General features: G+C 64.4%; 14 protein-coding genes. 9 read left to right on the forward strand and 5 right to left on the reverse strand.

Annotated features, from left to right (window positions below):
• Positions 1-295: 295 nt before the first annotated feature.
• Positions 296-1291 carry a 2-hydroxyacid dehydrogenase gene (locus tag CH249_RS10585; protein ID WP_082073834.1) on the forward strand — a complete coding sequence of 332 codons (996 nt, stop codon included), beginning with the start codon at positions 296-298 and terminating at the stop codon, positions 1289-1291.
• Positions 1288-1683 carry a universal stress protein gene (locus tag CH249_RS10590; RefSeq protein WP_094646094.1) on the forward strand — a complete coding sequence of 132 codons (396 nt, stop codon included), beginning with the start codon at positions 1288-1290 and terminating at the stop codon, positions 1681-1683. Before CH249_RS10585 ends, CH249_RS10590 begins: the two co-directional genes overlap by 4 nt.
• A gap of 176 nt (positions 1684-1859) precedes the next feature.
• Here the strand turns inward: CH249_RS10590 and CH249_RS10595 are convergent, their stop codons facing one another.
• A complete protein-coding gene (locus tag CH249_RS10595) occupies positions 1860-2753 on the reverse strand; it encodes a LysR substrate-binding domain-containing protein (RefSeq protein ID WP_032396712.1) in 894 nt (297 codons plus the stop codon).
• A gap of 172 nt (positions 2754-2925) precedes the next feature.
• On the opposite strand from CH249_RS10595, the gene CH249_RS10600 reads away from it, so the two are divergent.
• Positions 2926-4434 (forward strand): SulP family inorganic anion transporter, encoded by a 1509-nt coding sequence (locus tag CH249_RS10600; RefSeq protein WP_256981073.1) that lies wholly within the window; start codon positions 2926-2928, stop codon positions 4432-4434.
• Between the two features lie 34 nt (positions 4435-4468).
• Positions 4469-4876 carry a MerR family transcriptional regulator gene (locus CH249_RS10605; RefSeq protein ID WP_094646092.1) on the forward strand — a complete coding sequence of 136 codons (408 nt, stop codon included), beginning with the start codon at positions 4469-4471 and terminating at the stop codon, positions 4874-4876.
• An 8-nt stretch (positions 4877-4884) separates the two neighbouring features.
• Here CH249_RS10605 and CH249_RS10610 read toward each other — a convergent pair whose 3' ends face one another.
• Together CH249_RS10610 and CH249_RS10615 are read right to left on the reverse strand one after the other, a co-directional pair.
• Positions 4885-6141 carry a lipase family protein gene (locus CH249_RS10610; protein ID WP_094630594.1) on the reverse strand — a complete coding sequence of 419 codons (1257 nt, stop codon included), beginning with the start codon at positions 6139-6141 and terminating at the stop codon, positions 4885-4887.
• 214 nt (positions 6142-6355) lie between these two features.
• A complete protein-coding gene (locus tag CH249_RS10615) occupies positions 6356-8065 on the reverse strand; it encodes a ribonuclease J (RefSeq protein WP_256988260.1) in 1710 nt (569 codons plus the stop codon).
• Positions 8066-8206: 141 nt separating this feature from the next.
• Here CH249_RS10615 and CH249_RS10620 point away from each other — a divergent pair, with 141 nt between their 5' ends.
• From CH249_RS10620 to CH249_RS10635, 4 genes are all read left to right on the forward strand, one after another.
• The gene (locus tag CH249_RS10620) at positions 8207-8755 is read left to right on the forward strand and encodes a dihydrofolate reductase family protein (protein WP_094646090.1); all 549 of its coding nucleotides are present in this window, start codon (positions 8207-8209) and stop codon (positions 8753-8755) included.
• 103 nt (positions 8756-8858) lie between these two features.
• Positions 8859-10349, forward strand: coding sequence for an NAD(P)/FAD-dependent oxidoreductase (locus CH249_RS10625; RefSeq protein WP_094683395.1), 1491 nt, complete (start codon positions 8859-8861; stop codon positions 10347-10349).
• Positions 10346-11191, forward strand: a complete 846-nt coding sequence (locus CH249_RS10630; RefSeq protein ID WP_094646088.1) for an SDR family NAD(P)-dependent oxidoreductase — start codon at positions 10346-10348, stop codon at positions 11189-11191. Before CH249_RS10625 ends, CH249_RS10630 begins: the two co-directional genes overlap by 4 nt.
• Positions 11188-11853, forward strand: coding sequence for a TetR/AcrR family transcriptional regulator (locus CH249_RS10635; RefSeq protein WP_094646087.1), 666 nt, complete (start codon positions 11188-11190; stop codon positions 11851-11853). Before CH249_RS10630 ends, CH249_RS10635 begins: the two co-directional genes overlap by 4 nt.
• Before the next feature lie 2 nt (positions 11854-11855).
• Here the strand turns inward: CH249_RS10635 and CH249_RS10640 are convergent, their stop codons facing one another.
• Positions 11856-12782 (reverse strand): alpha/beta hydrolase, encoded by a 927-nt coding sequence (locus CH249_RS10640; protein WP_094646086.1) that lies wholly within the window; start codon positions 12780-12782, stop codon positions 11856-11858.
• An 83-nt stretch (positions 12783-12865) separates the two neighbouring features.
• Between CH249_RS10640 and CH249_RS10645 the strand changes: the two genes are divergently transcribed.
• Positions 12866-13414 carry a TetR/AcrR family transcriptional regulator gene (locus CH249_RS10645; RefSeq protein ID WP_094630589.1) on the forward strand — a complete coding sequence of 183 codons (549 nt, stop codon included), beginning with the start codon at positions 12866-12868 and terminating at the stop codon, positions 13412-13414.
• A gap of 1 nt (position 13415) precedes the next feature.
• On the opposite strand, the gene CH249_RS10650 is transcribed toward CH249_RS10645, so the two are convergent.
• Positions 13416-14330, reverse strand: a complete 915-nt coding sequence (locus tag CH249_RS10650) for a GGDEF domain-containing protein (protein ID WP_143544424.1) — start codon at positions 14328-14330, stop codon at positions 13416-13418.
• Positions 14331-14382: the final 52 nt, after the last annotated feature.

A 14382-nucleotide genomic window follows, 5' to 3' on the forward strand; every position in this document is an offset into this window, starting at 1 on the left:
CCGAATCTGTGACGGTAGACACACGGTAGGAGCGTGCGATCTTCATCGTCAACCGGACGAAAACCGGTTTTCGAGCAGTTTCGTGGGTCACACCGGACGCTTCGATGGGGTTTGGGTCACAGGCATGGGCGACTGACCAGGCCCGATGCAGGTCGGGGTGGTCGAGGCGGCATCGGCAATGGGTCGTTCATGCCGTTTGGGTATCGGTCCATGTTATTTCCGTGTTGGACAGGTATCCGAGAAGCGGCATACCGTACAGGAAACGCGCACGTTCCACCATCTCGCGAGGAGAACAATGGTCACCGTCAGCTCAGAGAAAACCTCTGTGTCGCAGCAGGATTCGCAACAGGGCGGTCGAGTGCTCCGAGTGGGACCACTCAAACCGTCGTTGATGGACACCTTGGTTTCCGAGTACGACGCGCTGGTTCTTCCCGAGGGCGACGAGCGCGAGGACTTTCTGGCCGCACACGGCAGTTCGATCACCGCGGTCGTCACCTCCGGCCGGACCGGAGTCGATGCTGCGCTGATGGACCGGTTGCCCCAGCTCGGAGCCGTCGTCAACTTCGGTGTCGGCTACGACACCACCGACGTCGACGCCGCAGCCGAACGCGGAATCGCCGTGAGCAACACCCCCGACGTGCTGACCGATTGCGTGGCGGACCTGGCTGTCGGCTTGCTGATCGATACCGTGCGCGGGCTCTCGTCCGCCGAGCGATTCGTGCGTGCCGGCCGCTGGCCCGCCGAGGGCAACACGCCACTGACGCGTCAGGTCACCGGCACGCGCGTCGGAATCATCGGACTCGGCCGCATCGGTTCGGCAATTGCCGATCGGCTCAGAGGGTTTCGCTGCGAGATCTCGTACCACAATCGTAACGAGATCGACGGTTCGCCGTATGTCTACGCTGCCGGCCCGAGAGCGCTCGCAGAGAACGTCGACGTGCTGATCATCGCCGCGTCCGGCGGCTCGGGAACTGCGCATCTGGTCGACCGAGCTGTGCTCGAAGCGCTGGGGCCGCAGGGGTATTTGATCAACGTGGCGCGCGGAAGCGTCGTCGACGAGGAAGCGCTGATCGAGTTGCTTGCAGCGGGGCAGCTCGCCGGTGCCGGCCTGGACGTCTTTGCCCACGAACCGAACGTGCCCGACGCTCTGGTGGCGATGGACAACGTGGTGCTGCTGCCGCACGTGGGTAGCGCAACGGTGGAGACCCGCGCCGCGATGGAAGCGCTCACGCTCGAGAACCTCGATCGCTTCCTGGCCGACGGCACCCTCGTCACACCGGTGACGAAGTGACCGTCGTCGTCGGCTACTCGCCGACCATCGAAGGAAAAGGCACACTGCCCTTCGCATTTCGTGAGGCACTCATGCGCGAAACGGACTTGCTCATCGTGGCCGAGAACGACAGCGCAGGCGAGGCGGACTTCGCTGCCACCGTCGAATCGGCTCGCGAGGAGGCGTCGGCGCTCGGTGTCACGACGAAGATTCACGACAACGAAGCAGGCCGCTCGCATGCCGACAATCTGATCGACCTCTCGTTCGACGAGCAGGCTCAGCTCGTCGTCATCGGCATCCGGCGTCGATCACCCGTCGGAAAATTGTTCATGGGCAGCATCTCTCAGCGTGTCCTGCTCGAGGCCCACTGCCCGGTGACGGCCGTCAAGCCGCCGGTGGGGTTGCCGCGCTGAATGCGCGTCATCGGCGGGTCCTGCCGTGTCGAATCACATCGATCACGCAAACGGGGACCTCACACCGCTTTTATCGACTGCGCGCCCCCGCTATTAGCTGATCGGGGGCGCGCAGTCGGTGAAAAGGGCGCTCACTTGCGGTTTCGGGCACGCTCGGCAACTCGATCAGCGGCGCATCACGACCACTCCCGCGTCGGCAGTACATCGGTCATGAAACGGTGCAGCGCCGGGTTGTCGTTGTCCGGCCGCCAGGCTGCGTCGAGCTCGACAGGCCGTTCCTTGACGGTCCGAACCGGCCGAAACACAACACCTTTCGGACGCATGGTCGACGCGGACTCCGGCACCAGTGCCAATCCGATGCCCGAGCGGACGAGGACCAGCATGGTGTGGACCTGGGTCACGTACTGCACGTAGCGCGGGGTGACGCCGACGATGGTGAACGTGCTGATCAGCAGTTCGTGGAAGTACCGCGCATCGACGGGTGAGTACATGATGATCGGCTGCTCGTCGAAGTCCTCCACCGTCAGTTCGGCCTTCTCGGCAAGAGGGTGGTCGTGGGGCATGGCGGCGATCAACGACTCGTGCAGCACCGGCCGCGATGCGATACCCGGCCGCTTGAGTGGTGGCCTGGCCAATCCGAGATCCAGATCGCCGACGGCCAAGGATTCCATCTGCACCGACGAGACCATCTCGCGCAGAACAAGTTTCACGTCGGGAAGTTTGTCGCGTGCGGCGTCGAGCAACTGCGGCAGCACCGCGTGCGCCGATGCGCCGGTGAATCCGACGACCACGGTCCCCAGGTCTCCGGTGGGCACACGTCGCACCGTCAGCAATGCGCCCTCGGCGAGGTCGAGGATGCGTCGAGCCTCGGGAAGGAACGCCAGGCCCGCGGCGGTCAGGGTGACCGACCGGCTCGTGCGGTCGATGAGCTGCACTCCCACTTCGCTCTCGAGCTGTTGAATCTGCCTGCTCAGCGGCGGTTGTGTCATGTGCAGCCGCTCGGCAGCCCGGCCGAAGTGCAACTCCTCGGCGACAGCGATGAAGCAGGACAGCCTGTTGAGCGAGAACATCCATTCATTCCTTGCATCGCGCTGGGGAGTTTCGGCGTGTTTCTCGTATGAATCTAGCGCACCTCGTCGAAACCCCGACGATTGACAACCTTCTCTCCGGTAAGAGTAGAGTTGCCGCCGGAGCGGACGCCGAACCTGTCGCAGTCCCTCGCACCCATCGAACGGAGTTGTCGTGTCTCGAGCTGCCCAGGTGCCTGCCACCGCCGTCGAAGACGTCTCGGTGCTGGGTGCGTTGCGCTCACCGAGGCGACTGAAAACCGAGGTTCTCGCTGGGCTGGTGGTGGCGCTGGCGTTGATCCCGGAGGCCATTTCGTTCTCGATCATCGCCGGTGTCGATCCGCGCGTCGGGCTGTTCGCGTCGTTCACGATGGCCGTCACCATCTCCATCGTCGGTGGCCGACCGGCGATGATCTCTGCGGCCACCGGGGCGATCGCCCTGGTTGTCGCCCCGGTGGCCCGTGAATACGGCCTCGACTACCTCATCGCCGCGGTGATCCTCGGCGGCGTCCTGCAGATCGTGTTGAGCGTCCTCGGTGTCGCCAAACTCATGCGGTTCATCCCGCGCAGCGTCATGGTCGGATTCGTCAACGCGCTGGCGATCCTGATCTTCACCTCGCAGGTGCCGTACCTGATCGGGGTGCCGTGGTTGGTGTACCCGATGGTCGCGGTCGGACTGCTCGTCATGTTCTTCCTACCGAAGCTCACCTCCGTCGTGCCTGCACCTCTGATCGCGATCGTGATACTCACCGCCGTCACTCTCGTCTTCGCGCTGGCCGTCCCGGACGTGGGCGACGAGGGCGAGCTGCCGTCCTCGCTGCCGTCGTTCCTGATACCGGACGTGCCGTTCACGTTCGACACGCTGTCGATCATCGCGCCGTTCGCACTGGCCATCGCCCTTGTCGGTCTGCTCGAATCGCTGATGACGGCCAAGCTCGTCGACGACATCACCGATTCGCACTCCGACAAGACTCGTGAGGGATGGGGTCAGGGTGTGGCGAATCTGGTCACCGGGTTCACCGGCGGTATGGGCGGCTGCGCGATGATCGGCCAGACCATGATCAACGTCAAGGTCTCCGGTGCTCGAACCCGTATCTCGACGTTCCTCGCCGGCACCTTCCTGCTGATCCTGGTGGTCGGGCTCGGTGACATCGTCGCGCTCATTCCGATGGCCGCGCTGGTCGCCGTGATGATCATGGTGTCGGTCGGCACCTTCGACTGGCACAGCATTCACCCGAAGACGTTGCGGCGCATGCCCAAGAGCGAAACTCTCGTCATGGTTGTCACGGTCGCTGTCACCGTGGTCACCCACAACCTGGCCTACGGCGTCGTCGTCGGTGTCGTCACCGCGATGGTGCTGTTCGCCAGGAGGGTTGCGCACCTGACCGAGGTGGTCGATGTGGCTCATCCGGACGAGGACACGCGCGTCTACGCGGTGAAGGGCGAGCTGTTCTTCGCGTCGAGCAACGATCTGATCTATCAGTTCGACTACGTCGGAGATCCGAAGAACGTCGTCATCGACATGTCCGAGTCGCACATCTGGGACGCCTCGACCGTGGCGACTCTCGACGCCATCACCACCAAGTACGCGGCGAAGGGCAAGACGGTGGAGATCGTCGGTATGAACGCGCCATCGGTCGAGCGGCACGATCGTCTCAGTGGAAACCTGGGCGGCGAGCACTGACTAGGGTGGACGCTCGGGCGAGGAGAGGCGGCTTATGGCAGACGACGGCACACACATGCAGATCGGACAGGTGGCTCAACGCACCGAGCTGTCCATCCGCACGGTTCGTCATTACGACGACGTCGGCCTGGTCACCCCCTCTGCCCGCTCGGCCGGTGGTTTTCGGCTGTACACCGAGACCGACGTCGAGCGTCTGCTCGTAATCCGCCGGATGAAGCCGCTCGACTTCACCCTGGCCGAGATGAAACAGCTCCTGGAATCCCTCGACATCCTCGGAGACGAGAACGCGGCCGACGACGCGAGGTCGTCGGCCGCGGCCTTCGTTCGTGAATGTCATACCAAGGCCGAGGACAGCTGCCGCACGCTGCGGCGGCAGCTCGCCTACGCAGAGGAACTGACCGAGGTGCTGTCGACTCGCGGAGCAGTAGTGCGGAGCGAGTAGGTTCGGCCCTAGCGGCCGAAGCTACTGCATCCGGGTCGAACCGGAATTCCCGCGAGGCGGTCGTCCAACCACGCGAACGCAGCGGGAGCTCCGGTGCCGGCCACGATGCTGTGTTCACCCAGGTATTCCTCGAGGCGGACGTCGGCTCCGCGTGAACACCACTTGTCGAACACGGCCTCCGGACCTTCCTTCGGAATCCAGAACTCCTGCTGTCCGTGATATATGAACACCGGTGCCGTCGGAGTTCCGCCGTCTCCCAATCGATTTTGATCAGCAACCGCGAGCGCCAGCGGTGAATTGAACGCATCGGGAGTGATGGACAGTGACTCGATACGGATCGGAGCAACGATTCCGAACGGAGCGATCCCGACGATGCACAGGTCCTTCGACGCCTGTGCGAGCCGCCACCCGTCGTCGTTGTAGAGCGAGAGCATCTCGGGGTACTCGCGCGCAACGCCCATCGCTGCCGCGAGGAACACCGCAGACGCTGCGTTGCCGTTCATGGACTGACGGAGCAGCGCGAAGTCGGTGGGCGTTCCGCCGAACGCTGCGCCGACGATGTTCAGTTCGGGGGCGTAGGCCGGAGCCTCCTGCACGGCCCAGCCCGATGCGATCGCCCCGCCCGAGTAGCCCGTAATACCCAGGGGCGCAGTCGGATCGAGGCCGATCGCGGCGGTCGTGACCGCTCCGCGCAGACCGTCGAGTACGGCATGTGCCGCCATCGGTCCGACGGCGTATGCATGGCGCGGCCCCTGATGGTCGGTGACGACGACGGCGTAGCCCCGCGCCAGAAGCAGTTGCACGGGTGCCAATTCCGGAGCGATGCCGCGTTGCATGGTCCACGATGGCTCGCACGTGGCACCGAGCGAATCGATGGCCATGTTGTAGGCGACAACAGGGCGCGGACCGGGCGAGGTCCAGGGCGCGGTCGGGACGATGACGCTGGTGACGATGGCAGCGGGGCGGTCCTTCGCGTCGGTCGAGGCGACCAGCAGTTGAGTGGTGGTGACCGGGGTGGCAAGTGGTCCGACGGTGACGCTGCGGGTCCGTAGAACTGTTCCGGGAGTAGCTGTTTCGTATCCGGGCGGCGGAACGACCCACGGATCGTCGAGCGGTGTCGCGGCGATCGATTCGGCGGTGCGCGGTGGATTCTGGAAATCGCCGAGTGGATCGGCAGCCGCCGACCATTGCCCGCCCGACACCACCAGTGACACGGCAGCGACCACCGCCGCATACCGACGGCCGAACTTCGCGTACTTCCCCATCGAGACCCCCCGGTCGACGTTCCGGATCGTTACCGGAGCTATTCACACGACTCTAGGGGCAGGAACCATCCACAGGGGCCGAACGCACAATTTGCTCGGATCGGGCGAGGGGACCGGCGACCCGGCACGACAGGCCGACCCTGGCTTACCGGGCAGAAGCCGTTCCACGCGCGGCTTCTTGTGGTCACTCACCTCGTCACCGAGAAGACGTGCTCTAGCCGTCGACGACGACCGGAACGATGAGGGGCTGACGGCCCAGGGTCTGCTTGGCCCAGCGCGCCGACTCCTGCACGATGCGCTTTTCGATGTGCTCGCGGGAGGCCACGTTCACGTCGCTCTCGCGGGTGAGGGTCTTGCCGATCGCCTTGGCCAACGAGTCGAAAGCGTTGGCCTCGTGCGCGAATCCGCGTCCGATGAAGTCGACGTCGTCGACCAGCAGGCCGGTATCGGGATCGACGATGGCGATGACGGTCAGGACGCCCTCGTTGGCGAGCAGCCGGCGCTCGGCCAACGAATCCTCGGTCACCCCACCGACGGCACTGCCGTCGACGTAGATCAGTTCGATGGGGACACTTCCGGTGATCTGTGCGACGCCGTCGAACAGGTCGATGACGCTTCCGTTCTCGGCGATCAGCACACGATCACGCGGTACGCCGGTCCTGATCGCGAGATCGGCATTGGCGCGCAGGTGTCGCGCTTCACCGTGGACGGGAAGCACATTGGCGGGTTCGAGGATGTTGTAGCAGTAGACGAGCTCGCCCGCGCTGGCGTGGCCGGAGACGTGCACCTTGGCATTTCCCTTGTGCACCACGCGTGCACCCTTCTCGACGAGACCGTTGATGACGCGGTAGATCGCGTTCTCGTTACCGGGGATCAAGCTGCTGGCCATCAGTACGGTGTCGCCGTCGCCCACCTTGATCTGGTGTTCGCCCGACGCCATCCGCGAGAGCGCGGCGAGGGGCTCGCCCTGCGATCCGGTGCAGATCAGCGTGATCTTGTGCGCCGGAAGCCGGTTGAGCTTCGGCAGATCGACCACGAGCCCGTCGGGTACGTCGAGGTAGCTCAGATCGGTCGCGATCTTCATGTTGCGCACCATCGATCGCCCCACGAACGCGACCTTGCGGCCCTGCGCATGCGCGGCGTCGAGTACCTGCTGAATGCGGTGGACGTGACTGGCGAAGCTCGAGACGATCACGCGTCCCGACGTTTCGCGGAACACCTTCTCGATGGCCGGGACCAGATCGCGTTCCGAGACCATGAACCCGGGAACCTCGGCGTTGGTCGAGTCGACGAGGAGAAGATCGAGCCCTTCCTCGCCGAGGCGCGCGAAGCCACGCAGGTCGGTGATTCGACCGTCGAGCGGGAACTGATCCATCTTGAAGTCGCCGGTGTGCAGCACCAGGCCTGCGTCGGTACGGATGGCGATGGCGAGGCCGTCGGGGATCGAATGGTTGACGGCGACGAACTCGAGCTCGAACGGACCTTCCTGACGCGTCTGCCCCGCTTCGACCTCGATCAGCGTCGTCGAGACCTTGAACTCGTCGAACTTGGCGGCCAGGAAATGCAGCGTCAGCCGCGACGCGATGACGGGAATGTCACCGCGCTCGCGCAGCAGGTAGGGGACGCCGCCGATGTGGTCCTCGTGCCCGTGCGTCAGGACGATCGCCACGACGTCGTCGAGGCGATCGCGGATGCAACTCCAGTCGGGCAGGATGACGTCGACGCCGGGCTGGTGCTCCTCGGGGAACAACACACCACAGTCGACGATGAGCAGTTTTCCGTCGAACTCGAACACGGTCATGTTCCGGCCGATCTCGCCCAGACCGCCGGTTGCGATCACGCGAAGGTGCCCGGCCTGGAGTGCGGAAGAGGCTCGCTTTCTCGGAGCGGCGGGGGATTTCCGGTTACGTGGTGATCGCGACATGCGTCCAACGCTACGGGTGGGTCTCGACCTGCGTCGACCCCGGTCCGCACACCAACGGTTGCGCACGCGCGGAGGCGCAGTCTTCGACCATTTTCGGGCGATCGTGATTCGGACGTGCGGTTGGGGTGGTAGACGTCGAGCATGCGCTCACTGGTGATCACACAGAACATCACTGTCGACGGAGTCATCGAGGCGACCGACGACTGGTTCGCTCGGGCAGGCGGGGACCCCGAGCTCGACGCGGCGCTGGCCGCGCAGAGAGACGAGTCGGATGGATTCTTGGTGGGGCGCTCGACCTTCGAGAGTATGCGCGACTACTGGGGTCCGAAAACCGATGACACAACCGGTGTGACCGATCACCTGAACCGCGTCGCGAAGTACGTCGTGTCCTCGACGCTGACAGACCCCGGGTGGGTGAACTCGACCGTGCTGTCCGGCCGACTGATCGACGAGGTCACGAGGATCAAGAATTCGAGCGGATCGGACATCGTCTGCACGGGGAGTATCACCCTGTGTCGGGAGTTGATCGCGTTGGACCTCGTGGACGAATACCGGTTGTTCCAGTTCCCTTACGTGCGCGGGCACGGCGAACGATTGTTCGACGGAACTCCGTCGCAGTGGTTGCGCCTCCTGGAGTGCAGAGCATTTCCGTCGGGGGCGTCCTTGGTGCGGTACGCGACCCGTCGTTGACCTCTGGCGGGTCGACTCGATTCCATTGCGGAATCACGCGTCATCACTTTAAAGTGATGACGCGCGTCATCGGATGCCGCGCCCGTGGGAGGGGTCAGTCGATATGCAGATGCACAGTGTGGTCATCATCGGCAGCGGCTTCGGTGGCCAGTGCGCAGCCAAAGCTCTGCTCGATCGCGGGATCGACGACTTCGTCATTCTCGAGAGGCGTCCTTTCCTCGGCGGCACGTGGAAGCAGAACCGCTACCCGGGCGCAGCCGTCGACGTGCAGAGTCCGCTGTACTCGATCGCCTCCGAGCCGTTCGAGTGGTCGCGCATGTTCGCCGAACGCGAGGAACTGGAGCGATACACCGACCACGTGCTCGAATCGAACGGTCTGCCGGCTCGTACGCATGTCGACACCGACGTCCGGAAGATCGAATGGGCGGGAGACCACTGGACCATCACCACCTCGCGGGGTGACTACGCGGCGAAGTTCGTCGTCAACGCGTCGGGACCACTCAGTACACCCGTCGTACCGCCGTTCCCCGGGCGAGAGAAGTTCCAGGGCACCCAGTTCCACACCAACGACTGGCACACCGAGTACGACCACGCCGGCAAGAGAGTGGCGATCGTAGGCAGCGGTGCCAGCGCCGCACAGGTGATCCCCGCGATCCAACCCGACGTGGAGCAGCTGCACGTCTTTCAGCGCACCCCGCACTGGGTGATGCCGCGCCACGATCGTGAATTCACGGCGATCCAGCGAAAGCTGTTGCGCATCGAACCGATTCGAAGGGCGGTTCGCGCCGGCATCTACTGGACCCTCGAGACCCGCATCATCGGGTTCAAGTACTCGCGGCGAATGCTCAAAGCCGTAGCCCAGCGAACTGCTCTGAAACACATCGAGTCTCAGGTTCCGGACACCGAACTTCGGACCAAGGTCACCCCGGACTTCACCATCGGTTGCAAACGAGTGCTGCTGTCCAACACGCTCTATCCGGCACTCGGGAAATCGAACGTCACTCTGCACGACAGGAACGACGGTATCGCCGAGATCACCGAAACCGGAATCGTCACCACCACCGGCGAACACGTCGACGTCGATCTCCTCGTGTGGTCCACCGGATACGACGCCACCGACGGCGTCATCTCGTACCCGGTGATCGGCCGCGACGGCCGGGCCCTGTCCGAGGTCTGGGATCCGTACCCGCGCGCCTACCTCGGCACCACGATTCCCGGCTTTCCCAATCTCTTCGTCGTCACCGGACCGAACACCGGTATCGGCCACACCTCCGCCATCTTCCTCATCGAGGCGCAGATGGAGTACATCGTGCGGGCGATCGACGCCGTCAGGCACAGTGGGGCACTGGCGATCGAGGTCACTGCAGATGCAGAACAGGCCTACACCGACAAGATTCACCGCGAGATGGAGGGCACCGTCTGGAAGGACGGCGGCTGCCACAGCTGGTATCAATCCAAATCCGGGCACGTCGTGGCGATGTTCCCCGGCTTCAGCTTCACCTTCCGCCGGTGGGCCAAGCGATTTCGTCCGCAGGAACACCACATTCACTTCTCGCCCACCGAGGCGACCGCGAAAAACGAGGTGTCGGCATGAAGGATCACTCGGGCCAGGTAGCGCTGATCACGGGAGCAGCAGGCGGCATCGGTTCCGCCGTTGCGTCGGCGCTGCATCGACGCGGTGCGTCGATCGTCCTCGTCGACATGAAATCGACCGACCTCGAATCGGTGGCGGCGAAACTTGGCAACCAGCGCGTGGCGATCGCCTACGCCGACGTCACCGTGCGGGAGCAGCTCGACGCGGCCGTCGCCACCGCGATCGAGACCTTCGGCACGCTTGACATCGTTATGGCCAACGCCGGAATCTCCAGCGGTGCACAGGCATCGACCATACGGTCCGTCGAAGACGGAGTTTTCGAGCGCGTCATCGGCGTCAACCTGATCGGCGTGTGGAACACGGTGCGTGCCGCCCTCCCACACATCGTCGAGTCAGGCGGCTACGTATTGATCACCTCGTCCACGTACGCGTACCTCAACGGCCTGGCGAATGCACCGTACGCGGCATCGAAGGCAGCGGTCGAACAGCTCGGGCGTGCTCTGCGCGCGGAACTTGCGGGCACGAAAGCGACAGCGGGAGTGCTGTATCCGGGATGGGTCGCGACGCCGATCGCCGAGGTCGCATTCGGCGGCGACGACGTCGCGACAGCCATGATCGACCGCGCCTTCCCCACGCCGCTACTCCGCCCGATCACCCCGGACAAGCTCGCCCGGGTGGCCGTTCGAGGGATCGGACGAAGAGCTGCGCGCATTGCCGTACCTGGTCGCTGGATTCCGATCTCGATACTGCGCGGCATCGTGAACCCGATCATGGACGCCGCGATGGAGCGGGACGCCGAATTGATCCGTCTGACTGCCGAACTGGATGCCCGACGGTCATGAGCGCAGTGTCCGATGCTCCCGGGCGGGCCTACGGCGGTGAGAGTGCCGTCGACCGCGACGACCGAAGGCGGCGGCAACTGCTGGATGCCGGACTGCGGGTGTTCGGCAGCGTCGGATACCGAGCGGCCACCGTGCGCGGACTGTGCCGCGAGGCCAAGATCGCCGACCGGCACTTCTATCAGTACTTCGACAGGACCGAGGATCTCCTGCTCGCGGTCTACGCCGAATGCATTGCACACCTCACTGATTCGGTGTCCGACACGATGGCGGAGATCGATTCCGACGGCGACCTCAGGGCCGCCGCCGAACAGTTGCTCGATCCCTTCTTTCGGGTCGTCGAGGACCCGCACCTGGCCCGGGTGGTGTGGATGGAGGTGCTCGGGGTCAGTCCGCGCGTCGAGCAGACGTATCTGACGGTGATGCAGCAGTTCGGGACGCTGTTGCTCGGCTACCTCCGCACGTTCGCGGGCGACGTGGAGTCGGGGCCCGATGTGGATATCGACCTGCTCGCCACCGCCGCGATCGGCGGAATCAGCCACACCGCGATGACCTGGTACCAGAGCGGTTACGCCGCGGAACGGCGCATCGTCGTCGCCACCATCGCGACCATGCTCGCCAACATCGTCGCGCCGTTGACGAACGCCGACCCTGCCGAGCAGTAGCTCTACTGCGCCGGCACAACCCTTTTCAGGAACGCGAGCTGCTCGTCGACGATGACCGGAAACAGCGGTTGCACATAGGGATCGAAGTGTCCGCCCTTGTGGATGTGCACGGTGGCGTCGGGAATTCTCGCTGCGACCTTCACGGTGACGTACGCCGGTGTGACCACGTCGTCGGACATGATCTGCAACAGCACCGGGCATCTGATGGACGACGCGGTGCGGCCGGGTGAGTACAGCCCGATGCGCAGGAGTATCCGTGCGGCAACGTTTTCCGGGTAGTCGCCCTCGCTCAGGCCGGATTCGAGGAGGAGTCGGTCGCGTCCGGGAACGGCGTCGGGTGAGGTCATGACAGCCAGATCACCGGGATTGCCGACCGAGTCCACGTATCGGGGTGATCGTCCGCGCAAAGCGCGGATCCGGTCGATCACCGCTGACGGGGCCAGCTGGAGAGTGCGCCGAAGCCCGGTCGCGCGCACGGCCGCGATTCCGTCCACGTGTGGGATCTGGGCGATGACGGCCGCGAAGTTCTCGCCTGCGCCGGCCCGAGTGAGCACGTGTCCGCCTGCGAAGGAAGTACCCCAACCGACGATGCGATCCGAGTCGACGCCCTCGAGTGTTCGTGCGTAGGCGACGGCGTTGCGCCAGTCGACGAGTTGCTTGCCGATGTCGAGCAGCTGTCGCGGCTCCCCGTCGCTGTCACCGAAGTGCCGGTAGTCGAAGACGAGAACGGTGTAACCGGCGCGGGCGAAGACCTCTGCGTAGGCGAAGAGGCGAATGACGCGTGGGGTGCCGAAGCCGTGGGCCATGACGACGGCAGGGGTATCCCCGCTGGATTCGGCGGGTCGGTACACCGCGACGGCGCAACGGACCCCTTCCGAGTCGAACCATTCGTCGGTTCGGGTGTATCCGGTCTGGTTGTCGGCACTCATGTCGGTCGTCCCTTTTTCGGATTCTTGATCGGCATTCAAGAAGCTAGCAGCCTCTTGAATGCCGATCAAGATAGGATCGCGGAATGCCGCGCAACCGTCGACCCGTCGATCGCGCCGAGAAGCGTTCCGAGATCGTGAACGCAGCTCGGTCGCTGTTCGTCGACGACGGTTACGAGCACACCCCGATGGGGCGGATCGCCACCGCTGCCGGAGTGACGACCAATACGATCTATTGGTACTTCGGTGACAAGGACGAGCTACTGGTCGGCGTGCTGGACCAGATCCATGCCGACGCGCTGAGCCGGTTCGTTGCCCTCGCCGACAAGTCGGTGACCGAGCAGGTTCTCTGGGTCGTGGACGAGCTGGAGAAATATCACCGACTGGTCGACACGGTCCACTCGCGCACCTCGGTATCGGCCTGTATAGACAAGTGGCACAACGACTTCCATGCGCTGTGGGAGCAGTGGATCGCCGTCGAACTGCGCAACGACGGGGTCGCCGACACCGACATCGAGCCGGCGACCCGCATGATCGTCTTCGTCATCGAGGCCATGTTGACACACCCGCAGGACGAGGCATCGAAACGGACGATGATCGATCTGCTGTTCCGCAAGGTCGGTGCTTCGAGCTGACCTAGTCGTGGACGGTCGTGCGATTTCGGCCGAGGTTCTTCGATTCGTACAGCGCCCGATCGGCTCGGCCGAGAGTGGTGCGGGCGGACTCGGTGCCCTGCCTACCCGCCACTCCCACCGAGATCGTCAGATCCGACGGCAGCTCGGCCCGGACGCAGTCGACGGCGGTGCTCAACTCGGCGACCGAGCCCGACGTGCACAGCACCGTGAACTCGTCGCCGCCGGAGCGGCTGAGCAGGTACTGCCGAGGCAGGCACGTGCGGAGAGCGGACGAGACGAGCTCGAGTGCGTGATCGCCTGCCGCGTGCCCGAAGTCGTCGTTGATCACCTTGAACCGATCGATGTCCACGACAGCGATCGCATCGATTCTCGAACTGCCTCTGGTGCCGGGCCGCGCATCCAGTTCACGGCTGAGCCGTCGCTGATTCGAGAGCCCGGTGAGGTGGTCGATCTCGGAGTTCGACGCCACGCTCTGTACCCACGCCGCAGAAATGGCGATCGCGATCAACACGAGCTCGGCGTTGATCACCAGCGCAGGATCGATCTCTCCCACCACGATGCCCAGATACGCGATGTAGAGCGCATTGAGCACGGTCGTCCGACGTGCGACGCGATGAGGAAGCACGATGAAGGCGGGCGTCACCAGCAGCAGTTGCAGAAAGATTCCGGACAGTGCGACGGTGTGCCCGCCCGCTGCGGTGCAGAACAGCGCGATACTGGTCAGTCCCGACAGGTGCATCATCAGATACAGGCGACGGGAGAGCACCGGTGCCGCGGCGATCATGTACACGCCCAGTCCGCACCACGACACCGCAAGGGCGAGCAGGATCGGAGCGGCCAGAGGACCTTCTGTCGCGATCGAGGTGACACCGACAAGGCCGCTGACCAGACAGTTGACGCCGGACGTACGAGCCACCGAGGCAGGGGAATACTGCCAGCCACTGTTCACAGGACGAACCTCTCGCACA

Source organism: Rhodococcus sp. 05-2255-3B1, assembly GCF_002258545.1.
GTDB lineage: Bacteria > Actinomycetota > Actinomycetes > Mycobacteriales > Mycobacteriaceae > Rhodococcoides.